Below are 23082 nucleotides of genomic sequence, written 5' to 3'. Positions count from 1 at the left end.
ACCATACGCTCCGGGGCGATTGACAGACAAGCGAATAGTGGTATGACGTTTACCCAAATGGTATCACATTTTTAGGTTCGATATCGAAAGGAACCCCATGTCTCAGAGCAAAGCCGAAGCCTGGCTGGCGCAACATCCCGAAATCGAATCCATCTTTGCCTGTGTCTGCGACCTCAACGGCACCATGCGCGGCAAGCGGGTGCCAGCGGATCAGGTTTCCAAGGTTGTCGAAGGCGGATTGCGCATGCCCCTGTCCATCGTTGGCATGGATATCTGGGGCGAAGATGTCGAAAATAGCGAACTAGTGTTTGAGACCGGGGATTCCGACGGGCTGTGCGATTTCACGGGCCGCCCCTTGATGCCCATCACATGGACTTCGCGCCCGACCGCGCTTGCGATGCTCTGGATGCGTCAGGAAAACGGCGCTCCCTTCCCCGGCGATCCGCGCCGCGCGCTGGCCGAAGTTGCGGCCAAGTTCAAGGCACGTGGTCTCACCCCGGTAGTGGCGACCGAGTTGGAGTTCTATCTTGTTGATCCGTCCGAGGATCACCCGCAGGCACCCTGCTCCCCAGTCACCGGCAAGCGGCTGGATTCCGACGGCGCATTGTCGCTGGACGAGTTGCAGCATTTCGATGAGTTCCTGAACGAGGTCTATGACGCCTGCGAATTGCAGGGCATCCCGGCGGATGCGGCGATCTCGGAAAACGGGGCGGGCCAGTTCGAGATCAACATGCGCCATGTGGACGATCCGCTGCGCGCGGCTGATGATGCGGTGCTGTTCAAAAGGCTGGTGCGCGGCATCGCCCGCAAACACGGCTTCGCCGCAACCTTCATGGCCAAACCCTATGGCGATCTGGCGGGCAGCGGTTTTCACGTGCATTTCTCGCTGGTCGATGAAAACGGCGTCAACGTCTTCGACAATGGCGGGGATGAGGGCACGGCCCTGATGCTCAACGCCGTGGCGGGTCTGCTGGCCACAATGCAGCAAAACACGCTGACCTTCGCGCCGCATGAAAACTCCTATCGCCGGTTGCTGCCGGGTGCCCATGCGCCGACCAATGTCGCCTGGGGCTACGAGAACCGCACCGCCGCGATCCGCATCCCCGGCGGAGACGCCAAGGCCCGGCGCATCGAACACCGTGTGGCCGGAGCCGATGCCAACCCCTATCTGGTGCTGACCAGCATCTTGGGCGGCGCGCTTTTGGGGATCGAGCAGGACATGCAGCCCGTCGCCCCGATCACCGGCGACGCCTATACGATGAAGCTCGACAACCTGCCGCTCGACTGGGCCACGGCCATCGACGCCTTCCGCAAAGGGCCGGATGTGCCCGGCATATTCTCATCGCGGTTGCAGACCATGATGGTCGAATGCAAGACCCAAGAGCTGCGCAAATTCGCGCGGCAAGTGACCCATTTCGAATATGACACCTATCTGGAGATCGTCTGATGTCTCGCCAAAGCCACCCCTACGCCGGTGACGGCAGCCATACGTCAAGCTACTACGCGGCCTCGGCCAACCCGTCGCCCGAACGTCCCGAACTCAAGGGCGATCATGAGATCGACGTCTGCATCGTCGGCGCGGGCTACAGCGGTCTGTCGGCCGGCCTGCATTTGGCCGAGAAGGGCTACAAGGTCGCCATCATCGAAGGCGCGCGCGTGGGCTGGGGGGCCTCGGGCCGCAACGGCGGTCAGATCGTCAACGGGCTCAACGCCAGCCTGCAAACGATCAAGCGCCGTTACGGTCAGGACACCGCAACTTTCGTCGCCGGTCTGGTGCAAGAAGGCGGCGAGATCATCCGCGAGCGAATCCGCACCTATGACATCAAATGCGACCTCAAGGAAAAGAACATCTTCACCGGCCTCACCACGGCGCATATGCGCGAGTTGGAGGAGCGGCAGAAGCTCTGGCAGAGCTACGGCATCGACAATCAAGAGATGCTGGATAAGGATCAGTTGCGTGCCCACGTCAATTCCGACCTCTACGAAGGCGGGCTGATCGACCATTCGGGCGGTCACATGCACCCACTCAACCTCGCCCTCGGTGAGGCGGCGGCGTTTGAGAAAAACGGCGGCACGATCTATGAGATGTCCGCCGTGACGGATGTCGATCACGACGCCCCACGCCCCGTGGTCAGAACCGCCAAGGGCACGATGACCTGCAAGACGCTGGTACTCTGCGGCAACGCCTATCTGGGCCATGTGGTACCCGCGCTGACCCCGCGCGTGATGCCCGTCTCCACCCAAGTCATGGCCACCGAACCACTCAGCGAGGCGCAGGCTCACGCGCTGCTGCCCACCGATGCCTGCGTCGAAGACATCCGCTATATCCTCGATTATTACCGTCTGTCGGGCGACAAACGCATGCTTTTCGGGGGCGGCACCGTCTATGGTGGCGCCGATCCGCGCGACATTAAGGCCAAGCTCAAGCGCAACATGGACAAGGTCTTCCCCCAACTCAAAGACGTGAAGATCGACTATGCCTGGAGCGGCAACTTCGCCCTGTCCTTCAGCCGTGTTCCGCAGATGGGCCGGATCGGCGACAACACCTATTTCGCGCACGGCTACAGCGGCCATGGCGTGACCGGATCGCATACCTTCGGGCGCATCCTTTCGGAAGCGATCGACGGCGATCTAACCCGGTTTGATGTATTCGCCAATGTGCCGTGGTTCCCCTTCCCCGGAGGGCGCATGTTGCGCGTGCCCTATTCGGTCGTGGGATCGTGGTGGTACGGGCTGCGCGACCGTTTGGGGGTCTGAAACCTTTTGACAGGGCTGGGGGTTTCTTCACAATGACCGGGCGCATCGCCCGCCGTGACAGGAAGGACCCCCATGCCCGATCAAAAGCCCGTCTCTACAATCGTCTTCGACGTGAACGAGACCCTGCTCGACATCACCACGTTTGAGCCGCTGTTCGCGCGGGTGTTCGGCGACGCCTCGGTCCTGCGCGAATGGTTCGCCGAGCTGATCCTCTATTCCCAGACCATGACCCTCTCGGGCCGCTACGCGCCCTTCGGTGCGCTGGCGGGCGGCGTCTTGCGCATGGTCGGCGCGAACAAGGATGTGACGATCAGTGATGAGGACGTGGCCGAGTTAAAATCTCTCATCGGCTCCATGCCCGCCCATCCGGACGTCGCCCCCGCCCTGCGCAAGCTGCGCGATGCAGGTTTCCGGCTGGTCACGCTGACCAACTCGCCCCCCTCCCCCGCGCCGACACCTTTGGAGAAAGCTGGCATCGCTGATTTCTTCGACCGCAGCTTTAGCGTTGATGAGGTGGCAAAGTTCAAACCCCATCCGGCAACCTACCAGATGGTGGCCGATGCGTTGGACCTACAAACCGATGACCTTTGCATGGTGGCCTGCCATCTGTGGGACACCATCGGCGCGCAGGCGGCGGGCTGTCAGGGGGCCTTTCTGACCCGCCCCAACAACAACCTGATTAAGGCCGAAAACGTGCCGCAGCCGCACTACCTCTCGGACGATCTGGTGGACTTGGCCAAGCAGATCATCGCCGCCAACGGGGGCTGAGCCTCAGCCCCCCATGCGCCGCGCCAGCCGCGTTTCAAGCTGCACCATGGCGTCATAGATCAGCACCGCAAACAGCCCCACCGCCAGCCCGCCTTGTACCACGAAGGCGGTGTTATTCGTCAGCAGCCCCGCGATGATTACCTCCCCCAAGGTCCGCGCTGCTACGGTCGAGCCGATGGTCGCCGTGCCAAGCGCGATGACCACCGACAGCCGGATGCCCGTCAGCGTCACCGGCAGGGCCAGCGGCAGTTCCACCCGCCAGAGCCGTTGCCAACGGCTCAGCCCGATGCCACGCGCGGCCTCCATCGTAGCGGGCGGCAGATTTGTCAGCCCCGTCACCGCGTTCTCAAAAATCGGCAGAAGCCCATAAAGAAACAACGCCACCAGCGTCGGCCCTGCGCCAAAGCCCAAGGCGGGAACGGCCAGCGCCAGAACCGCGACGGGCGGAAAGGTCTGCCCCATGTTAGTGATGGTGCGCGACAGCGGGCGAAAGGCCGCCCCCGCAGGCCGGGTCACGAGGATCGCCAGCGTCACTGCCACCACCGTCGCCGCAGCAGAGGCCATGGCCACCAGCGCCAGATGGCTCAGCGAGAGCGACAAGAGCGAGGCGCGCGTGTAGATCACCGGACCATTGGCCGGGGCCAAAGGCGCAAGCAGTGGCGTGAACCACTCAGGCCGCAGGACCAAAGCCAGCAGCACCGCCACAAGAAGCGGCCGCAGGATCCAGCCGATCCTCATGCGTGCTGCCCGGCCCGGGTGCGGATTGCGTCGATGGTCACCCGGCCCATCGACACCCCGTCTTTCGCCACCGGCACCGCCGCGCGCCCCGTCCACAGGCAGGCCGAGAGCGCGTCGCGCAGGCTGGCATCGGCGGGCAGCGCTTCGCCTTCGGCGGCCCCCTCTTCCACCAATTCGGCGACGGGGATCAGTGAAAGAAGCCGCAGGGGCCGCTCTACATCGCCGACCATATCCGCCACGAAATCCGTTGCGGGCGCGGCGATGATCTCGGCGGGGGTGCCGTGCTGCACCAGATGCCCCCCGTCCATCACCGCTACGCGATCGCCCAGCCGGATCGCCTCCTCCATGTCGTGGGTCACCAGCATGATGGTCGAGCCAAGCCGCTGCTGGATGTGCCGCAGATCTTCTTGCGCGCGGGTGCGAATGATCGGGTCCAGCGCGCCAAAGGGTTCATCCATCAACAGCAGATCGGGCCGCGAGGCCAAGGCCCGCGCCACACCGACACGCTGTTGCTGCCCGCCCGACAGTTCCGCCGGATAGCGGTCGCGGAATTGCGCGGGGTCCATCGAGAATAGCGCCAGCAGTTCATCCACCCGCCCTGCGATCTTGTCGCGGGGCCAGCCCAGCAGTTGCGGCACCGCGCCAATGTTGCGCCCCACGGTGTGATGCGGGAATAGCCCGTGCCCTTGGATGGCATAGCCGATGCGCCGCCGCAGGATATGCGGCTTGACCGACAGGGTGGAGTCGCCGTTGATCCGCACCTCGCCCGAGGTCGGCTCCTCCAGCCGGTTGATCATCCGCAAAAGCGTCGTTTTCCCTGAGCCGGAGGTGCCGACGATCACCGTGATCGTGCCTGTCTCAACCGTCATCGATACGGAATCCACCGCGCGAATGTCGCCATAGGTCTTGGTGATGCGGTCGATCTCGATCATGCGCTGTCCTTTGGGGTCTTGCGGGTCAGTTCGACTAATATGTCCATCACGATGGCCGCCGTCAGGGCCAGCACCACGGTCGGCAGGGCACCCAGCAGGATCAGGTCGGTCGCCGTTTGGTTCAGCCCCTGAAAGACGAACGTGCCAAAGCCGCCGCCGCCGATCAGCCCGGCGATGACCGCCAGCCCGATGTTCTGCACCAATACGATGCGCAGCCCGGTCAGGATGATCGGCAGGCCCAGCGGCAACTCCACCCGCAACAGACGCTGCAGCGGCGTCATCCCCATGCCCCGCGCGGCCTCAAGCGCCGCAGGCGGGGCGGATGCGAGCCCTGCAACCGTGTTGCCGACCACGGGCAGCAGCGAATAAAGCACCAGTGCGAGAAAGGCGGGCGCAAAGCCGATGCCCGCAATGCCAAGCGCCCGCGCGCCGGGCAAGTTCGCCCCAACCCAGCCGAGGATCGGGATCATCAAGCCGAACATGGCAAGCGAAGGGATGGTTTGCAAAAAGCTCAGCACCGGCAAGGTGGCGCCGCGCAGGCCGGCAAGACGGTGGCAGAGCACGCCAAGCGGAAAGCCAATCACCGCCGCGGCGGCAAGCGAGCCGAAGGCCAGCCCCAGATGGCGCAGGAACTCCCGGCCAAAGGCATCGGCGCGGCTGGCGTATTCCTGCATCACCGAAAGCTCCGACAGCGCGCCCGACCACAGGATCGCGCCCAGCACCGCGAGCACCGCCGCCAGAACACCGCCGCGCATCAGCGGCTCCGGTGCCATCGCGGCCAGCGCATCGGCCATGAGCAACAAGAAAACAATCAGCAGGCACCAGAACCCTACCGAAGGCGACACGCGCGCGTATTCACCCGCCCCGGCCAACAAGCCAGACGCGCCTTGGGTCAGCAGCCAAAGCAGCCCGCCCAACCCCAAACCCGCGCCGCCGATCCGCAGGCTATTGCGGCCCGCAGGCAGGCCCATGACCAGCCCTGCGCCAATCGCGGCAAGGCCCGGCAGTACCACGGGCAAGCTGGCCACGCGCCATGCCATCACCCCCTCGCCAGCGACGATGCGGTTCGCCGCCAGCATCATGAACGGGGTCAACAGCGCCGCCGCGCCCAGCACGGCGAACAAAAGCCCCGGCGCAGAAAACCCTGCGCCGGGGCCGGTCAATGTCCGGGTGGCGGAGATCAGTCCAGCACCCCGGTCTCGGTCAGATAAGCGCGGGCTACTGCCTCAGCAGGCTCCCCGCCGACCTGAATGCGACCGTTCAGCTTTTGCAGCGTCGCCATGTCGAGCCCGGCGAAGATCGGGTTCAGCACCTCGGCGATCTGGGGGTATTCCTCCAACACCTCGGCGCGGACGATGGGCGCGGGTTCATAGACCGGTTGCACGCCCTTGTCGTCTTCCATCACCACAAGGCCGGTCGCACCGACACCGCCATCGGTGCCATAGACCATCGCCGCATTGACGCCGGACGTGCCACGCGCCGCCGCCTGAATGGTCGCCGCCGTGTCGCCGCCCGACAGGATGACGGTCTGATCTTGGGTCAGTTCAAAGCCATATGTCTCTTGCATCGCGGGCAGCACGGCAGGGGAGGACACGAACTCGGTCGAGGCGGCAAGTTTGACCTCACCGCCCTCGGCCACCCATGCGCCGAAATCGGACATGGTGGTGAGGTTGTTTTCCTCGGCCAGCGGACCGGTCACGGCGATGGCCCAAGTGTTGTTGGCCGGCGCGGAATCGAGCCATGTGACGTTATTCTCACCGCCGTCCAATTCCTTGGCCCGAGCATGGGCCTTGGCCGCGTCTTTCCAGACATCGCTTTCCGCTTCGTTAAAGAAGAAGGCCGCGTTGCCGGTGTATTCGGGGTAAATGTCGATCTGGTCGGACAGGATCGCTTCGCGCACGACCTGCGTGCCGCCCAGCTGCAGACGCCGCTCAACCGGCAGCCCTGCGTCTTCGAGCGCCAGTGCGATGACGTTGCCCAACAGGCCGCCTTCGGTGTCGATCTTCGACGATACGGTGATGTCCGCCGAGGCGGCAGAGGCCAGAGTGGCGGCAAGGCCAGCGGCGGCGGCAGTGGAAAGAATGCGGGGACCCATGGGCGAGAACTCCTTGAAACAATGGCCTGACACGGCGACATGCCGTTTGAAAACGGTAAGGTAGCTGGCATTTTCGCGAAACCAAGGCGGGATTGCAGGGCGGCGCGGAATTTTTACCGCCCGGGTACGACAAAGGGCGCGCCCGGAGTGACCGAACGCGCCCTTTGCCTTGCCGTCACGCGCCGATTAGGCGGCGCGGGCGGCCTCCGCCTCACGCGCGGCGCTGCGTTTGAAAAAGAGGAAGTACAGCACCGGTGCCGCAATCAGCGTCAGGACCGAAGCAAATGCCAGCCCGCCCATGATCGTTGCCGCCATTGACTGGAAAAACGCATCCGACAACAGCGGCAGCATCCCCAGAATGGTTGTGGCCGCAGCCAAGAACACCGGGCGCAAACGGGAAGTCGACGCAAGCACGATGGCCTCTTTCAGATCCATGGTCGGATCAGCGGCGCGGGTAAGGTCGATCTCTTCCACCAGCACGATGCCGTTCTTGATCAACATCCCCGAGAGCGACAAGAGCCCCAGAAGCGCGGTGAAGGTAAAGGGCAGCCCCGTCCCGAGTAGCGCAAGGCTGACCCCGTTGACCGCCATCGGCACCAAGAGCCAGATAATGATCGGCTGTTTCAGCGCGTTGAACAGCAGGACCGAGATCAGCACCATGATGATGAGGCTGAGGGGCAATTGCTTGCCCAAAGCGGCCTGCGCTTCGCCCGCGCTTTCCAACTCACCACCCCATTCCATGGCATAGCCTTCGGGGATTTCCATCGCCTCAATGGTTTCCTGCACCTCGGCCTGCACCTGTGCCGCCGTGACACCGCGCGGGATATCGGCCCCCACGGTGATCACATCGGCCCGGTCGCGGCGGTAGAGCAGCGTGTCCTGCGGCTCGAACCGGAAACCGTCGATCACCTGCTCCATGGGTATCAGCGCATTGGTGTTTTGCGCATAGATCACATGATCGGTCAGCGCCAAATCGGCATCCTGCGGGGCGCGGATCACGATGGGGATCTGACGATCCCGCTCGCGGAATGTCCCGCCGCTGGTGCCTTCGGTGGCGAACTTCAGGGTCTCCGTGATCTCGGTCCGAGAGATGCCCGCGTCCTGTGCACGCTCCTCGGCATAGATCGGACGCAGCACCAATTCACGCTCGCGCCAATCCTGACGCGGGGTAATGATATTGTCCGATGCCGCCTGCATCCGCGCCATGGCTTCATCGGCCAGATCACGCAGCACATCGGGATTGCGACCCGAGAAACGCACCTCGATCGGGGCACCGCCGCCGGGGCCAAAGGCCAGACGCTTGGCCCGGAACTCCCCCTGCGGGACCGCATCGACGGCAAACGCCTCCAGCGCGTTCATCTCATCTTGGATCACCTCAAGCGAGGTGACCCGGACGATCAGATGCCCGTAGCTGGGGTTGGGGTCTTCGGCCTGATAGGTCAGCATGAAACGCGCCGCCCCCTGCCCTGCGTAAGAGGTCACGTCCTCAACATTGTCCCGCGCCACCAGCCAGTCTTCAAGCACGGCCAGATCGTTGGATGTCTGATGGATCGACGACCCCTGCGGCAGTTTGTAGTGCACGAAGTACAGCGGTGTGTTGCTGTCGGGGAAGAACTGCTGCTTGATCTGTCCAAAGAGGGCATAGCACACCGCCGTCCCGGCAATCAGCGCTACGATCACAAGCCAACGCAGCTTGAGCGAGGCACGCAGCACGGCGGCATAGCCCTTGAAGATCGCCCCGTCGTAGCCGCCAGCCCCGCCTTCGGCCCCGCGCTTGAAAAAGTAATGCCCCAAAAGCGGCGTGGCAGTGATGGCCAAAAGCCAAGAGAGCAGCAGTGAGATCGCGATAACGGCAAAGAGTGAGAACAGGAATTCACCCGTCGCATCGGGGCTTAGCCCGATCCCGGCAAAAGCCATGATCCCGATGACCGTCGCCCCCAAAAGCGGGATCTGCGTCTTGCTTGCCGCCTCGGTCGCCGCATCGCGAGAGCTTTTGCCCTGCTGCATGGAGATTTGCATGCCCTCGGCCACAACGATGGCGTTGTCAACAAGCATCCCCATCGCGATGATCAGCGCCCCGAGCGAGATACGCTCCATCTCAATCGCGCCGAGCGCCATGAAAAAGAGCGTTCCCACCACCGTCAGCAACAAGGTGGAGCCCACCACGATCGCCGCGCGCCAGCCCATGAAGACGGCCAGCACGGCCACCACGATGGCAACGGACATGGCGAGGTTTAGCAAAAAGGCGTTTGACGCCTCTTCGACGACCGTGTGTTGGCGGTAGATCGATTCAATCGAGATGCCCAAGGGCAGCGTCTCGCGCAACTGCGCGAGCTTGTCGTCGACCCGTTTGCCGATGTCGACGATGTTCTCGGTCGCGATCCCGGCCACACCGATGGTAAAGGCCTCCTGCCCATTGTGGCGGATCACCAGATCAGGGTCGGCTTCGCGGGTGCGGTAGATATTGGTCACATCGGCAAGGTTGATGACCTGACCGCCAACCCCCACCGACAGCGCCGCAATTTCGGACACACTGTCGGAGCCTTCGGGCCGCTGGATCAAAGTGCGCCCGTCCGCGTCTTGGATGGCGCCCCCGTCGACGATCTCATTGGCGCTGGATACCGCGCCGACGATTGCCGTGGGTGGAATGCCAAGCGTGGTGCTCAGCGCAAGCTGCGGCTCGACATAGATCACCTCATTAGGCACGCCCGAGAGCGCCACATCCGACACGCCATCGACCAGCAGCAATTCGCGCCGCAGATAGGTGGACAGCTCATTCACCTCGGCATCGGAGTAGCCCTCGGCGGTGACGGCGTAGTAAAGCCCGTAAACGTCGCCGAAACCGTCGTTCACATAGGGCTGGGTCGCCCCGCTAGGCATGGCGGCCTCGTTCACGCGGTTGCGCAGTTTGGTCCAGATTTCCGGCAATTCGGACCCGTCAAAGGTGTCCTGCATATTGACCGTGATCCACGACAGACCGGGCTGGTTCATGGATTCGATGTCCTTGATCTCGGACATCTTCTGGATTTGAGATTCCAGAGGTTCAGTAACCTCTAGCGCCACCTCCTCGGCAGAGGCACCGGGGTATTGGGTCACGACCACGGCGGTTTTGATGGTAAAGGCCGGGTCTTCGAGGCGGCCAAGGGTCGCAAAGCCCCAGATGCCACCCAAAAGACAGATCAGCATGATGATCCAAGTATAGACGGGGCGGTTGATGGACAGACGTGCGATATCCATACGCTCAGTCTCCGAAGCCGACAAAGCGGCGCACGGCGGCACCGTCTTCAAGCTGGCTTGCGCCGCTCACCACGATCTCCTGCCCATCCGAAAGGCCCGTCTCGACTTTGACATCGCCGCGCGCGGTGGGGGTGATCTCAACCGCCGTGCGGGCGACCGTGCCCTCGCGTGCGCCGGTGGGGTCAAAGACCATCACATAGGTGCCCCGGTCATTGCCCACCACGATGGCGGAATCGGGCACGATGATGCTCGACCCGCCGATGTTCAGCGTCGCGCGCACCTCAACCGAAGCGCCGGGCAGCGGCAAGAAATCCTCGGGCAGGTCCGCGCCAAGGGTGATACTGTAGGTCTGGCCCACATCCGCCGTCTCGGCGTTGTATTCGCGGATCTGCATCGGGTAGCTATTGGCGTTCGCCGGAAATTTGGCCAAGAACCGTACGTTCGGATCGCGCCCCGCGCGGAGGAACAGGGTCTCGGGCACGTCAATTTCGACGCGAAGCTCAGACATGTCATGCAGACGTACCACCGGCGTGCCCGCGCTGACGGTAGAGTAGTTGGGCACCAAGCGCGAGGCCACGATCGCATCGAAAGGCGCGTGCAGGGTGGCATTCTCAAGATCACGCTCGGCGTTGCGCACGGCGATATCGTTCACCGTCACGGCGGTTTCGGCGTCTTGCAGATTGACCTCGGCCACCGAAGACCCCGCCAATTTCTGATAGCGCTCCATGGTCCGGCGGGCCTGCGCGTCATTGGCCTGCGCTTGCTCTAACGCCAGTTCAAACGGCTCTAGATCCATCCGAGCGACGATTGAATCCTTGCTGACCGTGGCCCCCTCTTCGACCGAAAATTGCTCAATCTGGCCGCCGACCTGAAAGGCAAGGTCCACGGTTTCACGTGCAACCACCTTACCGAAGAACACGCGCTCCATCTCGGCATCGCTGACTTTGACCGTCTGCAGCTTGACCACCGGAATTTCGGCAGCCTTGGCCATCGGCGCGGCCACACCGCCGGCCAAGGCCAGCGCAAATCCCAATAGCCGCCCTGCGCCCGAACCGCGCATCGTCTTAACAAGCCACTTGGCCATGGTCAGTCTTCCTTATGAATAGCATCCGGCACGGGCCCAAGGGCGGCGGTCAGACTAAGTTGTTTGAGGGTGCGCAGCTGCGCGAGAAAATGGTCACGGTCCAGCGCATGCATGCCGGCGGCTTTGGCGGAACGCTGGATAAAATCGGCCAGCGCCTCGACGGTCAGGCCATTCCGGGTGAGCGCCGCTTCATGGGGCTGCAACACCTCGGCGATAACGCCACGGAAACGCCCTGCGGAACATTGCAGCGCCTCTTGGCTGACGGCATTGGCCCCGGCGATGAAGTCCTGCGCATTGGGCATCGCCTGCATCGTGTCATAGCCGCGCACCACCATCCGATCAAAGATCAAATCGAGCTGCGCCGCCAGATCGGGGGTATTGGGCATTTCTTCGGCAATCTCTTCCAGCGCCAATTCGGTGTAACGCCCAATTAGCCCGCGCAGGATGTCGTCCTTGTTGCGAAACCGATTGTAGAGGGTCTGGCGCGAGACACCGGCCTCTTCGCAGAGATCGCCCATGCTGGTGCGCTTGACCCCATAGCGGGAAAAGACATGCAGCGCAGCGTCAAGCACGGTCTTTTCAAGTTCGGTCATGCGGGCTCCTTGGCTGTCGTCAAGGGCAATTGGACAGTTGGACCGAATATGTCAACCTGTAAATACTTGGCCATGCGGCTGGCGCAGATCACATTCGCGTTTCACGCATGGTCCGGGCCTAGTGCGCAGAAATCAGGCTTCCCAGATAGAGTGTGAGCGGCAGCGTGAAAAAGCTCAGCAATGTCTGCGTGGTGATGATGGCCGCCATCAGTGGCGCATCGCCGCGCATTTCACGCGCCAGCGTATAGCTGGCCACCCCGGTTGGCAGAGCCGCAAAGATCAGGGCAATTTGCAGCGTCAGCGGCGCGGGGTTCAACACCAGCGCCGCCAGCAGCACGGCCAGCGGGTTCACCAGATGTTTGCCCACAATCGACAGCCCGATGACGGAGACAGACCCAGAAAGCCCGCGCAGCCGCAGATTGGCCCCCACACAAAGCAGCATGATCGGCAGAGCCGCATCGCCCAAAATCCGCGCGCTTTCATGCAAGACGGGCACTTCGTGCAGGCCCGCAAAGTTGAAAAGCACTCCCGCAAGGATGCCAAGGATCAGCGGGTTCTTGACCAACCCTTTGAGGATAGATTTACCGCCTCCGCCCAACTGACGGGTCATCAGTGTGACCACCGTCACATTCACCACCGGCACCAGGAGCGCCGAGCCTAGAACGGCGATCTGTAGCCCCGCCGTGCCAAATACGGCCTCGGCAATCGCAAGGCCAATGAAGGTGTTGAACCGCGCGCTGCCCTGCATCAGCGAACTGCCCTGCGGCGCGGCATAGGCCCGCCCGAACAGCCACCCACAAAGGATCGCCGCGAAGAAACCGGCGTAGAGCAGCAGCGCATAGTCGCCCAAACCGCCGCTGAGGTCTGCCGCCGAGATCTTGGCAAAGAACAGCGCGGGCATCAGCACCCAATAGACCAGCCGGTCATTCAGGTTCCAAAATTTGGTTGAGGGGATGCCGCCCCGGCGCAGACCATAGCCCATGAGGATCAGCGCAAAGACCGGCGCGATGGCCAGAAAGATAGTGAACATATTAACCGCCCGGAAGGATCGCGCGGACCCTAGGCGGCGCTTGGCCCGGATGCAACAGGGGCCGCTGCCTCAATTGGAGGCACCCCGGCCCCGAAGGGCCGGGGCTTGGGTTAATCGCTGCCGCGCACGGCGATTTGGGCGTCAGGCGCCGGGCGGAACTTCCACTGGATGGCAAAGATCAACGCCGCAATCGCGATGCCGATCAGGTCAGTCACCAAACCGCCCGCGATCATGCACAGCGCCGCAAGGACCAGACCCAACCGGATGAACCACGCGGCCAAGCTGCCCGCGAACCAGCCCTGCATGCCCGAAGACAACAGATAGACCCCAAAGATCGCCGTGACACCGGCGCGGATCACCTCGAACCACGTGCCGTCCATCAGGATTGCGCCGTTGTAGAAGAACATGAAGGGCACGATGAAGGCCGAGATGCCGATCTTGAAGGAGGCGACCGAAGTCTCCATCGGGTTGGCGCCCGAAATCCCCGCCGCCGCATAACTGGCCAGCGCCACGGGGGGCGTGATGGCCGAGACCACGGCGAAGTAGAAGACAAAGAAATGCGCCGTCAGCAGCGGAATGCCCAGTTGCACCAGCCCCGGCGCCACGACCGAAGCCGCCACCGCATAGGCCGCCGTGGTGGGCATGCCCATGCCCAGCAGAATGGCGATACACATGGCAAAGAACAGGGCGAGGAATTGGCTCGCTTCGGCCAGACCCAGCAGCACCGAAGAAAAACGCGCGCCGACGCCGGTCAGGCTGATGACGCCAACGATGATACCGGCACAGGCACAGACCGCGATGATCTGGATCGACATGATCCCGGCAAGGTCAAAGGCTTTGACAATGCTGCGCAGCCCCATGCGGAAGGGCGTGAACCACGACACAACCGCCGCCGCCGCCGTCGCCAACGTGCCCGCACGGATGATCGAATAGCCCATGAACAGCGCATAAATCAGGATGATGATCGGGATGAACAGGAACACCCGGCGCAGCATGTCCTTGAGCTTGGGCAGTTCCTCGGAACGCATCCCGCGCATGCCCAGCTTGGCCGCTTCGAAATCCACCATGAAGTAGATCGAGACGAAGTAGAGCACCGCCGGGATGATCGCCGCCACGGCGATGTCGGTGTAGGGAATGCCCGTGATCTCGGCCATGATAAAGGCACCTGCGCCCATGATCGGCGGCATGATCTGCCCACCGGTCGAGGCGGCGGCTTCGACCGCGCCTGCGGTGCGGGCCGGGTAGCCGACTTTCTTCATCAGCGGAATGGTCAGCGAGCCTGTCGCCACCACATTGCCCGCCGAGGTGCCGTTGATCATGCCCATAAGGCCCGAGGCAAAGATCGCAACCTTGGCCGGACCGCCGCGCGAACGGCCAGCGGCGGCAAAGGCGAAGTTGACGAAATAGTCGCCCACTTTCGAGGCCTGAAGGAAGGCCGCGAAGATGATGAACAGGATGATATAGGTCGAAGAGACCGCCGTGGTCGGCCCCAAGATGCCCGCATCGGTGTAGACTTGGCTAAAGAACCGCGTCCACTGGATGTTGGGCGCATTCAGGAAGCCCGGCAGCATATCCCCCACAAAGACGTAGATCAGGAAGATGCCCGAGATCACGATCAGCGCAAGCCCCGCAACCCGGCGCGTCAACTCCATGATCAACGCGGTGCCTGCGACAGCGGCGATGGAAATGCCGATGGGCGCAAAGGGCGTGCCCGTCGAGTTGCGCATCAAGGTGCTGTACATGGTGATCAGATAGATCGCCACGGCGATGCCACAGACCGACAGCAACAGATCCGCGGGCGAAACCTGCCCCCGCTTACGGCCCCGAAGCCAGCCGACAACGATACCTATGGCCGTCGCCGCCACCAGCGGCAGACCATAGTGGTAAATTTCGAGGTTCTTGAACTCGGGGCTCATGCCATTCCACTGCACCCCGGAGTTGATCTGACTGGCGATGCCCCAGGCTGTCCAGATGGCATAAAGCGCAGGGATCATCGCAGCCCATGCCACAAAATCCAACGGATGACGGCCCTGCCCGGCGCCTTCGTCGACAAATCCGCGGGCGGAATAGAGCGTGAAACCAAGGATCAGCGCGCCCGCGATGTGCACGATGCGGAAGTTCCATGTCTCCATCGGGAAGGTCGGCAAAAGCGGGATGCGGATGCCGGTAAGCTCACCAATCGACATGCCGTTCAACGCGGCCATGTGAAAGAACGCATAGATGGCCGACATGGCCGCGACGACCAGATAGGTGCGGCCGGTGAATATGCGACGGTTGCTCTCTACGGGTTCGTCATCAACCCCTTCAGCGACAATCGGGCCTTGAGGGTCGGCGCTATGCTGGTCTGTCATGGAAGCTCCCTTTCCCGACGATCATGCGGGATGATGGCAAGATGCCGCCCCGATTAGGGACGGCATGCAAGTTTGTCTAGGCGTTAGCTTAGTTGCCGTAGATCATATCGTCAGAAATATCGGCGTCTGCGTTCTCTTTGAACCATGCCGCCGCACCGGGGTGCCATTTCAGGACTTTGTTCTTGTCCCAGTTCTCAGGCAGGGTCGAAGCCGCCGCTTTGTGGATGCCCGTCATACGCTCGTTGTCGGACATGACCACGTCCACCGCCGCTTTCACGAAGGATTCCGGCAGATCGCAGTTTGCAATCGCGAAGTTCCACATGGAGACCGAACGCGCGTCCGCTTCCAGCGTGGTGTAGGTGCTGGCTTTGATCGCGAACTCGGATACCGGGAATTCTTCGAGCAGTTTGGCCTGCTCTTCCTCGGTGAACTCGATGATGTTCACATCCGTCTGCACTTCGAGCTGGCTGACCGCTGGCACAGGTACACCGGCGGCAAAAGCGATCACGTCCAGCAGACCATCCTGCAACTGACCACCCAGATCGGTCCAACCACCGTTGCGGCGCTCATATTCTACGCCCAGCGTGTCCATCATGCGCGGAAAATAAGTGTCAGAGGTGGAGCCCGCCGGACCAAAGCCGATCTTGGCGCCCGCCGGAATGTCAGCCACGGTTTCGATGCCCGAGGACGCCAGAGCGGTCACCGAGAAGGGAGTCTGGTACATCGGGAACATCGCGCAGGCTTGGGTCATTTCCAGACCAGGTGCGATAGGGTTGGTGCCTGCCAGCGATTCCGCCGCCGGGCCCATCGTGGTCATGCCGAAGGCCGCCTCGCCGGTGTGGACCAGCGCCATGTTCTGCATCGGGCCGCCGGTGACTTCGCCGCCGCCGGTCAGGCCCAGTTCTTTGGCCACCAAGTTCGCCCAGCCGGAGCCATAGGCAAAGTAGGTGCCACCTTGGCTGGCTGTGCCGACGGTAAAGCTGCTGGGCCAGTCAGATTTATCAACCTCCTGTGCGGCGGCAGCGCCTGCCAGAATGGTGGTTGCAGCGAGGATTGCGGTGAATTTCATGTCTCTCTCCCTTGGTTGCTCTTGACGGGCGTCGGCACAGAGTGCCGCGCGCCGCTGCTGTATTCAGCTTGTCCGGCCAATTAACTGTACTCTGATATGCAGAGGCAAGACCGAATTTACCGCCAATCGCGAGATGAGGAAGAAAGAGGCAGGCTACCGTGGGGTCAAGGACGATTTCCTAAGCGCTCGCCGCCCACCCTCCCTCTTCAGAGGGAAGTTAGGGCAGCAAACAGTCCCTACCCCGCCGCAGAAGATACGCGGCGGGGCGGGAGGATGTCGGGCCGGATCAGACCTCAATCACCACCTTGCCGAGGGCCTGCCCGCTTTGCAGCCGCGCATAGGCCTCGCCAACTTGGGTCAGATCAAAGGACTTTTCGTCTAGCAAGGGTTTCACCGCGCCCTCATCCACCAACGTGGCGAGGTTGCCAAGGATCTCTCCATGTACCGCGCGGTTCACGTCGTGCAGCATCGGCAAGAGCATGAAGACCACGTGCAGGGACAAGCCGCTGAAGTGCGCCGGGGTCAGGTCGATTTCCGACAGGGCCACGGTTGTCACCACATGGCCGTTCAGCGCAGTGGCAGCGAAAGAGTTGGTCAGATTGTCCCCACCGACGGTGTCGAACACTGCATCGAACCCGCGGCCAGAGGTTTGCGCGGCCACGTAATCTTCGATTTTCTGGGTCTTAAAGTCGATCGCCCGCGCGCCATAGCCTTCGATCACCGCAAGCTGGTCATCCCCGGTACCGGTCGCGGAAACCTCGGCCCCCAGATGCCGGGCCAGTTGGATCGCCAGATGACCCACGCCGCCTGCGCCGCCTTGGACCAGCACCTTCTGCCCGGCCCCGACGTCCGCCCGGTGAAGCCCTTCCCAAGCGGTGATGCCCACCAGCGGCAGGGCAGCCGCCTCGCGCATCGACAGCGATTTGGGTTTATGGGCGATCAGCCGCGCGTCGGCGCGCATGAATTCGGCCAAGGCCCCTTGCAGATCAGCCAAACCACCGGCGCAGCCATAGACTTCATCACCCACGGCGAAACCGGTGACACCTTCGCCCAGTTCTTCGATCACCCCGGCGAAATCCATGCCCAGAACGGCAGGCAGATCGGGCGACAGGGGCAGATCTTTGCCCGCGCCCTTGATCATGGTGTCGATGGTGTTCACGCTCGTCGCTTTGACGCGCAGCACCACATGACCGGGGGTGGCCAAGGGGCGCGGCAGTTCGGCTTCGACAAAGGGAGCATCAGCGCCATAGCTGGTAAGGGTCATGGATTTCATCGGTCTATCTTTCGTTGAATGTTGCGTTGAGGCAGATATAAACCAGCGGGATACGCTAGATAATCCGGCGAGAGCTAAGTTCAGTTTCTTGATATTGAATACAATATCAGCCGCCTGTACGCTGGCCCTGCGGATAGCCCGCAGCAAGGACAGCCGCATGGACATCGACAACCTGCGCCTTTTCGTCATGGCTGCCGAACGACTTAACATCTCGGCCGCCGGGCGCGCCTTGGGGATGGCCCCTGCCGTGGCCAGCGCGCGTTTGGCCAAGCTTGAACAGGAACTCGGGGTTGAGCTTTTGCGGCGCACCACGCGAAAGGTGTCGCTGTCGCTGGATGGGTCCGACTTTCTGCCCTATGCGCGGGAGATACTGGCGCAGGCCGATGCCGCGCGGGCCATTCTGGGCGGGACCAAGGCGGGGCCGAAGGGCATTTTGCGCTTCGCCGCCCCCAGCAGCTTTGCCCAACGCCATATCATGCCGCTGCTGCCAAAGTTTCACGAAACCTACCCTGAGTTGACCCTCGATCTGCGCCTCTCCGACACCCGGTTTGACGCGATCGAAGGCAGTTTCGACCTCGCCCTACGCAGCGCGCCTTTGACCGACAGCAGCCTGCGGGGGCGCAAGCTGGCCGATGACACCCGCGTTCTCTGCGCCGCGCCGTCCTATGTGGAGACCTATGGGATGCCCGACACCCCTGCCGACCTGCGGGGTCATCACTTTATCGCGTGGGGCGATCTTGAACCGCGCGCGCTGACCGGGCCGGAGGGCGAGGCCGCCACGATAGACCCGAGCGAGATGACCTGCCGCGTCATCATGGACGACGGCGATGCCCAGCGGGAAGCGACACGCGCGGGGGCTGGCATCTCGGTCAATTCGCTGTGGAGCGTGGCGGATGAACTTGCCTCGGGCCAGCTGCTGCGGCTGCTTCCGGGCTGGCGGATGAATGACCGCTCGGTGCTTTGGCTGGTCTACCCGCGCTCGAACGTGCTGACCCCCAAGACGCGGTTCTTCATCGACTTTCTGATCGCCCACCTCGGCAACCGCCCCGATTGGCGCGATTGAGAGGGCTCGCCGCGCGCCCTAGAAGCTGTGCCAAACCCCGACTTTGACCTTGGTCACGCTATCGGTGAATTCATGGGACAGGCCGAACTCCAGAAAGCTGTTCTCGGACACTTTGACCACATGCGACGGGGCGAAGGCCAATGTCTCATCGCCGTCAGAGGGGGCCGCGAATTCCAGCTTGAAAATCGACAGGTTGCCATTGGCGTGGTTGATGCCAAAGGAACTGTCGATCTTGCCCAGACCTTCGCCGTCTTCGTAAAGGGCATAGGTGCTTTCCACCCCCAGCCAGCCGTTGCCCCATGCGCCCGACACCGGGCGGCCCCATGACAGGCCGGGCCGCAAAGCCGCCACCGCGCTGCCATCGCGCTCGGCCCAGCCAAGACCAAGTTCAGCGGCGAAAACGTTGTCCCCCTCAGATGCCCCCAATGGATAGCGCAAAAAGGCGATGGCGTTGACCTGACCGGCGTCTTGGCTTTTGCCGATGTCGAGACCGAAGGTCAGCTTCTCGGTGACACCGTATTCATAGTAAAACGCCCCGTAATCGCCGAAGTCGGGGCCATCTACCGTCGATTCATATGACAGCGTTACAAAGCTTTTGTCCTCGCCCCGCGGCCAAGCCGCCGATGTCACCTCGCTTGCCGGCACGGTCAATGCCGCAAAAGCCGAGAGGAAAACGAGGCCGGACCATATCCGCTGCGTGGTTTCTGTGGGCATCTGTGCTGATTTGGGCATGATAAGTTCCGCTTAATCAAAGCAGCGAGGGGCTGCGCGATGAGGTATTAGGCGATCGACCGAATGAAATCCGCCAGCTTTAGCGGTTTGAACGGTTTGTGCAGAATGTAGTCGGCCCCAAGGGCGCGAAACTTCTTTTCCGATTCCGGCGAGGTTTTGGCGGTGCACATCACGATCTTCGTGTCGTCCAAATCCGCATTGGCCCGCGCACAGCGCAGCACCTCCATACCATCGGGGGGCGGCATCATCACATCCAGCATGATCACGTCGAAAGACTGCGTTTCCATCGTGGCAATCGCGTCCAGCCCGGTGGCCGCGAATGTCGGTTCGATGTCATCTTCGGTCATGATCGCAAACTCGATCAACTCGCGGATGTCATCCTCGTCATCGACAAACAACACTCTCATGCCGCACCCCCATGCTCGGGCGTGGCACCAGTATCACGGGCGAACCGCACGTAGAATGTGGTGCCGGGGTTTTCGTCTCCGTCTTCTTCAGAGCGCGTCTCAAAGCTTATATCGCCATCTTGTCGCAACACCAACTCCCGCGTGATGGCCAAACCCAGCCCCGTGCCATTCGCTTGGTTTTCGCGAGAATGCACAGGGTCAGCGAACCTTTTGAACATACGATCATGCGCGGATCTAGGGATGCCCGGCCCCGCATCGCAGACATAGAACGTGACCCATTGGTCGTCCACCTCGGCGCCGATTTTTACCGTCCCGCCGCGCGGCGTATATTTGACCGCGTTCGAGATCAGGTTGGAAAAGATCTGCTGCATGCGCACGGTGTCCACCTGCACATAGGCCTCCTGCGCCGCGTTTGGCCCTGCGTGAATGTCGAGCTGCACATCGCGGTTCACCCCATAGCCGGTGTTGGCGGCAATCGCCTCTGACAGCACTTCCGACACCGCGACCCGCTCGGCTTGGATGCTGAGTTGACGTTGGTCGATGGCCTGAAGGGTCAGGATGTCATTGACCAGCACCAAAAGCCGGTCGGCGTTGCGGGTGGCCATCGACAACAGCTTGCCCGCGTTCTTGGGCATGGTATCGCCAAAGCGGTCGTGCAGAATTTCAAGCGACCCGGCAAGGGACGTGAGCGGGGTGCGCAGTTCGTGATTGACCGAGGTGACAAAGGCCGTGCGCGCCGCCACCAGACGCTCTTCGGCAGAGATATCCTGAAGCACGTTGTAGGCGATATAATCCCCATGCAGATGCAGTTTCATCACCCGGCATTGCACCGCCACACTCTCGTTCTCTCCCGTGGGGATCTGAACGCGGTGAACGGCCACGTCTTCGTCCATCTGCGAAAAGGGAGGGACCATGCCGCGCAGCTTTTGAACGGCATCGATATCTGATGAGACGCCCATCAGTTGCCGCGCCTTGCGGTTAGAGCGGTGCAGCTTGTTGTTGTCATTGTAGACGATCAGCCCGTCGCCGACATTCTCGAAAATCGCGTCGAATTCGCTCTGCGCCACACGAATGCGCTCGCGGTCGCGTTCGGAATTGCGCAGGGCCTGCGCCAGTTGGGTCGACTGCCGTCTGGCGCGGATCGCGGCGTTGATCACCGTCAAGAACAGGATCGTCGCAAGGCCCGCAAACGCCACCGTGCGCTGCCAGTAGCTTTGCATGACCGCCGCTTTGCTGCGCGTCACGTCGATATAAAGGTCAAGCGCCGGGATCTCCTTGCGCGCACGGAACACCGGCGTGTCGGGGTCACGCTGGGGCCGCCCCGAGGAAAAGGCGCGCTCTCCGTTGGAGGTCACCACCTCGACGTACATGTCCTGTTGCAGCCCATCCAACGCAAGCAGTTGGGAGTAATAGTCTTCGCCCAAGGACGACGCCAGCACCCCGCGCGGTTGACCGTCGATGCCGATCAAGGGCCATGCAATCGGCGTCAGCCGCCGCCCGGTGGCGCGCGATACGATAGGCACCCCAACGGTGTATTCATCAACATCAAGCCCGATCGCTGCCTGAAAATAGGCCCGGTCCCCAAGGTACTGCCCCATCAGAGGTTTCACCGTGGCCCAAAGCACGACCCCATCCGCACCGATCAGCACCAGCGCATCGACCTGTTTGGTCTCTTGCACGGCAGAATTCATCAACGCGCCATATTGCGCTTCGAATTGATCCGGGTCGCTCAGACGCGCGGTCGACAACTCGTCGATGAGACCCCACATCCGCACATTCGCAACCGAAAGAGAGGCATCGACCGCCTGCTCATAAAGCTCTGCGAAATGCTCGAGCTCCACTTCCGCACGGGTCGTGGCGCGGTTGTAGTCGGACCACGTGAGAAACGCGAGCCCAACGAAATAGATCAGAACGACCGTTGAGATCAGTCCCCAAAACAGGGTTTGCGAGCGCGAGGAAGGCCCCGCTTCGATTTTGTTGGTGGGCTCAGTGCTGACCATTCCTTGGCAGATGTCCTATATCGTTGGCGGCAAGGCAGATCGTGCCCGTCCCGCCTGTTTTTCCAGCACTTTCGACGCCCTGAATGCCCCGCGCAAGCGACGTGGCAACAGCCGCGTCGGAGGGCGGTACGACACAGGCACTGACGCTCAAAGGACGGGATGTCCAGCCTTCTTTCACAGAGGCCGACGCCTCTGCCACGGCAGAGATAAACTGCTGCGCCCTCGCTTCAAGCTGCGCGTGACCGGCATGAAGCGAGCCGTAGACGAACAGGTCATCCTCCCAATGGGCGAAACCGTCCCGCGCGGGGATATCGACCTTGCCAAAAAGACCAGCCACGAGGCGCTGAAGCTCTTGCCGCTGGCCACGCGCCGCATCTGATTGATCGCGGTCACCGTCGATCCGAAACACGATCAGGCCAAGGTCTTTTTGCATCGCGGGGGACAACGACATGAGGTTGCCCTGAAAGCCGCCCTTGCTGCCAAAAAGGCTGGGCACCGTGGCCTCTGAAAAGCTCTGCACGGCGCGGCGGCGCGCGCCCCGGTTTTCGCCCGACCGGCGGCGGTCCAACTCTGATTTCAGGCGCAGGCAGCTGCGCATCCGGGCCTGAAGCTCGATCTGGTTGAAGGGTTTGGTGACATAGTCATTGGCCCCCGCCATGAAGGCTTCGGAAAGGGATCCCATATCTGTCCGGCTGGTCAGCATAATGATCGGCACATCGCTCCATCTGTCTAGGGCACGGATACGGGCACATAGTTCGATACCATCGATATCGGGCATCATTATGTCCATCAGGATCAGGTCTGCGGCGGCCTCATCGCTTTCGATCGCGTCAAGTGCCGCGCGAGGATCGATGAAGCTGACGACATCGTCGAACCCAAGCTCCGAAAGCGTGGCATTGATGAAATCCTGCGCGATGTCCGAGTCGTCAACTGCGATAATTCGTGGGCTCATG

19 protein-coding genes are annotated in these 23082 nt (G+C 62.2%); 4 read left to right on the top strand and 15 right to left on the bottom strand.

Annotation, left to right across the window (positions count from 1 at the left end; translation table 11 throughout):
• Positions 1-97 precede the first annotated feature (97 nt).
• The 3 genes from O4H31_RS05405 (at position 98) to O4H31_RS05395 (ending at position 3525) form a co-directional block, all read left to right on the top strand.
• Entirely contained in the window at positions 98-1447 is a 1350-nt protein-coding gene (locus O4H31_RS05405; RefSeq protein WP_120350403.1) for a glutamine synthetase family protein, read from the top strand.
• On the top strand, positions 1447-2757 hold the full coding sequence (locus O4H31_RS05400; RefSeq protein ID WP_269343568.1) for an NAD(P)/FAD-dependent oxidoreductase: 1311 nt from the start codon (positions 1447-1449) through the stop codon (positions 2755-2757). Before O4H31_RS05405 ends, O4H31_RS05400 begins: the two co-directional genes overlap by 1 nt.
• 72 nt (positions 2758-2829) lie before the next feature.
• The gene (locus O4H31_RS05395) at positions 2830-3525 is read left to right on the top strand and encodes a haloacid dehalogenase type II (protein ID WP_269343566.1); all 696 of its coding nucleotides are present in this window, start codon (positions 2830-2832) and stop codon (positions 3523-3525) included.
• 3 nt (positions 3526-3528) lie between these two features.
• Here O4H31_RS05395 and O4H31_RS05390 read toward each other — a convergent pair whose 3' ends face one another.
• From O4H31_RS05390 to O4H31_RS05340, 11 genes are all read right to left on the bottom strand, one after another.
• Positions 3529-4263 (bottom strand): ABC transporter permease, encoded by a 735-nt coding sequence (locus O4H31_RS05390; protein ID WP_259947941.1) that lies wholly within the window; start codon positions 4261-4263, stop codon positions 3529-3531.
• Positions 4260-5195, bottom strand: a complete 936-nt coding sequence (locus O4H31_RS05385) for an ABC transporter ATP-binding protein (RefSeq protein ID WP_269343563.1) — start codon at positions 5193-5195, stop codon at positions 4260-4262. Before O4H31_RS05385 ends, O4H31_RS05390 begins: the two co-directional genes overlap by 4 nt.
• A complete protein-coding gene (locus O4H31_RS05380; RefSeq protein WP_269343562.1) occupies positions 5192-6358 on the bottom strand; it encodes an ABC transporter permease in 1167 nt (388 codons plus the stop codon). Before O4H31_RS05380 ends, O4H31_RS05385 begins: the two co-directional genes overlap by 4 nt.
• A gap of 17 nt (positions 6359-6375) precedes the next feature.
• Positions 6376-7290 (bottom strand): ABC transporter substrate-binding protein, encoded by a 915-nt coding sequence (locus O4H31_RS05375; protein WP_269343559.1) that lies wholly within the window; start codon positions 7288-7290, stop codon positions 6376-6378.
• 186 nt (positions 7291-7476) lie between these two features.
• Complete coding sequence (locus O4H31_RS05370; RefSeq protein ID WP_269343557.1) at positions 7477-10527, bottom strand: efflux RND transporter permease subunit; 3051 nt, start codon at positions 10525-10527, stop codon at positions 7477-7479.
• Positions 10528-10531: 4 nt separating this feature from the next.
• Positions 10532-11611, bottom strand: a complete 1080-nt coding sequence (locus tag O4H31_RS05365) for an efflux RND transporter periplasmic adaptor subunit (RefSeq protein ID WP_269343554.1) — start codon at positions 11609-11611, stop codon at positions 10532-10534.
• A 2-nt stretch (positions 11612-11613) separates the two neighbouring features.
• Positions 11614-12204 (bottom strand): TetR/AcrR family transcriptional regulator, encoded by a 591-nt coding sequence (locus O4H31_RS05360; protein WP_269343552.1) that lies wholly within the window; start codon positions 12202-12204, stop codon positions 11614-11616.
• A gap of 118 nt (positions 12205-12322) precedes the next feature.
• Positions 12323-13234: an AEC family transporter gene (locus tag O4H31_RS05355; protein WP_269343550.1), complete on the bottom strand. Its 912-nt coding sequence runs from the start codon at positions 13232-13234 to the stop codon at positions 12323-12325.
• A gap of 110 nt (positions 13235-13344) precedes the next feature.
• Entirely contained in the window at positions 13345-15585 is a 2241-nt protein-coding gene (locus tag O4H31_RS05350; RefSeq protein ID WP_269343548.1) for a TRAP transporter permease, read from the bottom strand.
• Between the two features lie 88 nt (positions 15586-15673).
• On the bottom strand, positions 15674-16654 hold the full coding sequence (locus O4H31_RS05345) for a TAXI family TRAP transporter solute-binding subunit (protein WP_269343546.1): 981 nt from the start codon (positions 16652-16654) through the stop codon (positions 15674-15676).
• Positions 16655-16940: 286 nt separating this feature from the next.
• Positions 16941-17927 (bottom strand): zinc-dependent alcohol dehydrogenase family protein, encoded by a 987-nt coding sequence (locus O4H31_RS05340; RefSeq protein ID WP_269343544.1) that lies wholly within the window; start codon positions 17925-17927, stop codon positions 16941-16943.
• Between the two features lie 157 nt (positions 17928-18084).
• Here O4H31_RS05340 and O4H31_RS05335 point away from each other — a divergent pair, with 157 nt between their 5' ends.
• The gene (locus O4H31_RS05335) at positions 18085-18990 is read left to right on the top strand and encodes a LysR family transcriptional regulator (protein ID WP_269343542.1); all 906 of its coding nucleotides are present in this window, start codon (positions 18085-18087) and stop codon (positions 18988-18990) included.
• 18 nt (positions 18991-19008) lie between these two features.
• Here the strand turns inward: O4H31_RS05335 and O4H31_RS05330 are convergent, their stop codons facing one another.
• From O4H31_RS05330 to O4H31_RS05315, 4 genes are read right to left on the bottom strand one after another with little or no spacing between them, the layout of a single operon-like run.
• Positions 19009-19722, bottom strand: coding sequence for a hypothetical protein (locus O4H31_RS05330; protein ID WP_269343540.1), 714 nt, complete (start codon positions 19720-19722; stop codon positions 19009-19011).
• 47 nt (positions 19723-19769) lie between these two features.
• Complete coding sequence (locus O4H31_RS05325; protein WP_067630899.1) at positions 19770-20129, bottom strand: response regulator; 360 nt, start codon at positions 20127-20129, stop codon at positions 19770-19772.
• Positions 20126-22129, bottom strand: a complete 2004-nt coding sequence (locus O4H31_RS05320; protein ID WP_269343539.1) for an ATP-binding protein — start codon at positions 22127-22129, stop codon at positions 20126-20128. The genes O4H31_RS05325 and O4H31_RS05320 overlap by 4 nt, the downstream gene beginning before the upstream one ends.
• A complete protein-coding gene (locus O4H31_RS05315) occupies positions 22116-23081 on the bottom strand; it encodes a response regulator (protein ID WP_269343538.1) in 966 nt (321 codons plus the stop codon). Before O4H31_RS05315 ends, O4H31_RS05320 begins: the two co-directional genes overlap by 14 nt.
• Position 23082: the final 1 nt, after the last annotated feature.

Origin of the sequence: Sulfitobacter dubius (assembly GCF_027214245.1) — a bacterium.
GTDB lineage: Bacteria > Pseudomonadota > Alphaproteobacteria > Rhodobacterales > Rhodobacteraceae > Sulfitobacter > Sulfitobacter dubius_A.
This window is presented reverse-complemented; position numbering and strand designations above follow the sequence as displayed.

Coding starts and splice junctions, on each gene's coding strand:
- O4H31_RS05405 (WP_120350403.1), top strand. CDS start 98: ATGTCTCAGAGCAAAGCCGAAGCCTGGCTGGCGCAACATCCCGAAATC.
- O4H31_RS05400 (WP_269343568.1), top strand. CDS start 1,447: ATGTCTCGCCAAAGCCACCCCTACGCCGGTGACGGCAGCCATACGTCA.
- O4H31_RS05395 (WP_269343566.1), top strand. CDS start 2,830: ATGCCCGATCAAAAGCCCGTCTCTACAATCGTCTTCGACGTGAACGAG.
- O4H31_RS05390 (WP_259947941.1), bottom strand. CDS start 4,263: ATGAGGATCGGCTGGATCCTGCGGCCGCTTCTTGTGGCGGTGCTGCTG.
- O4H31_RS05385 (WP_269343563.1), bottom strand. CDS start 5,195: ATGATCGAGATCGACCGCATCACCAAGACCTATGGCGACATTCGCGCG.
- O4H31_RS05375 (WP_269343559.1), bottom strand. CDS start 7,290: ATGGGTCCCCGCATTCTTTCCACTGCCGCCGCCGCTGGCCTTGCCGCC.
- O4H31_RS05370 (WP_269343557.1), bottom strand. CDS start 10,527: ATGGATATCGCACGTCTGTCCATCAACCGCCCCGTCTATACTTGGATC.
- O4H31_RS05365 (WP_269343554.1), bottom strand. CDS start 11,611: ATGGCCAAGTGGCTTGTTAAGACGATGCGCGGTTCGGGCGCAGGGCGG.
- O4H31_RS05360 (WP_269343552.1), bottom strand. CDS start 12,204: ATGACCGAACTTGAAAAGACCGTGCTTGACGCTGCGCTGCATGTCTTT.
- O4H31_RS05355 (WP_269343550.1), bottom strand. CDS start 13,234: ATGTTCACTATCTTTCTGGCCATCGCGCCGGTCTTTGCGCTGATCCTC.
- O4H31_RS05350 (WP_269343548.1), bottom strand. CDS start 15,585: ATGACAGACCAGCATAGCGCCGACCCTCAAGGCCCGATTGTCGCTGAA.
- O4H31_RS05345 (WP_269343546.1), bottom strand. CDS start 16,654: ATGAAATTCACCGCAATCCTCGCTGCAACCACCATTCTGGCAGGCGCT.
- O4H31_RS05340 (WP_269343544.1), bottom strand. CDS start 17,927: ATGAAATCCATGACCCTTACCAGCTATGGCGCTGATGCTCCCTTTGTC.
- O4H31_RS05335 (WP_269343542.1), top strand. CDS start 18,085: ATGGACATCGACAACCTGCGCCTTTTCGTCATGGCTGCCGAACGACTT.
- O4H31_RS05330 (WP_269343540.1), bottom strand. CDS start 19,722: ATGCCCAAATCAGCACAGATGCCCACAGAAACCACGCAGCGGATATGG.
- O4H31_RS05325 (WP_067630899.1), bottom strand. CDS start 20,129: ATGAGAGTGTTGTTTGTCGATGACGAGGATGACATCCGCGAGTTGATC.
- O4H31_RS05320 (WP_269343539.1), bottom strand. CDS start 22,129: ATGGTCAGCACTGAGCCCACCAACAAAATCGAAGCGGGGCCTTCCTCG.
- O4H31_RS05315 (WP_269343538.1), bottom strand. CDS start 23,081: ATGAGCCCACGAATTATCGCAGTTGACGACTCGGACATCGCGCAGGAT.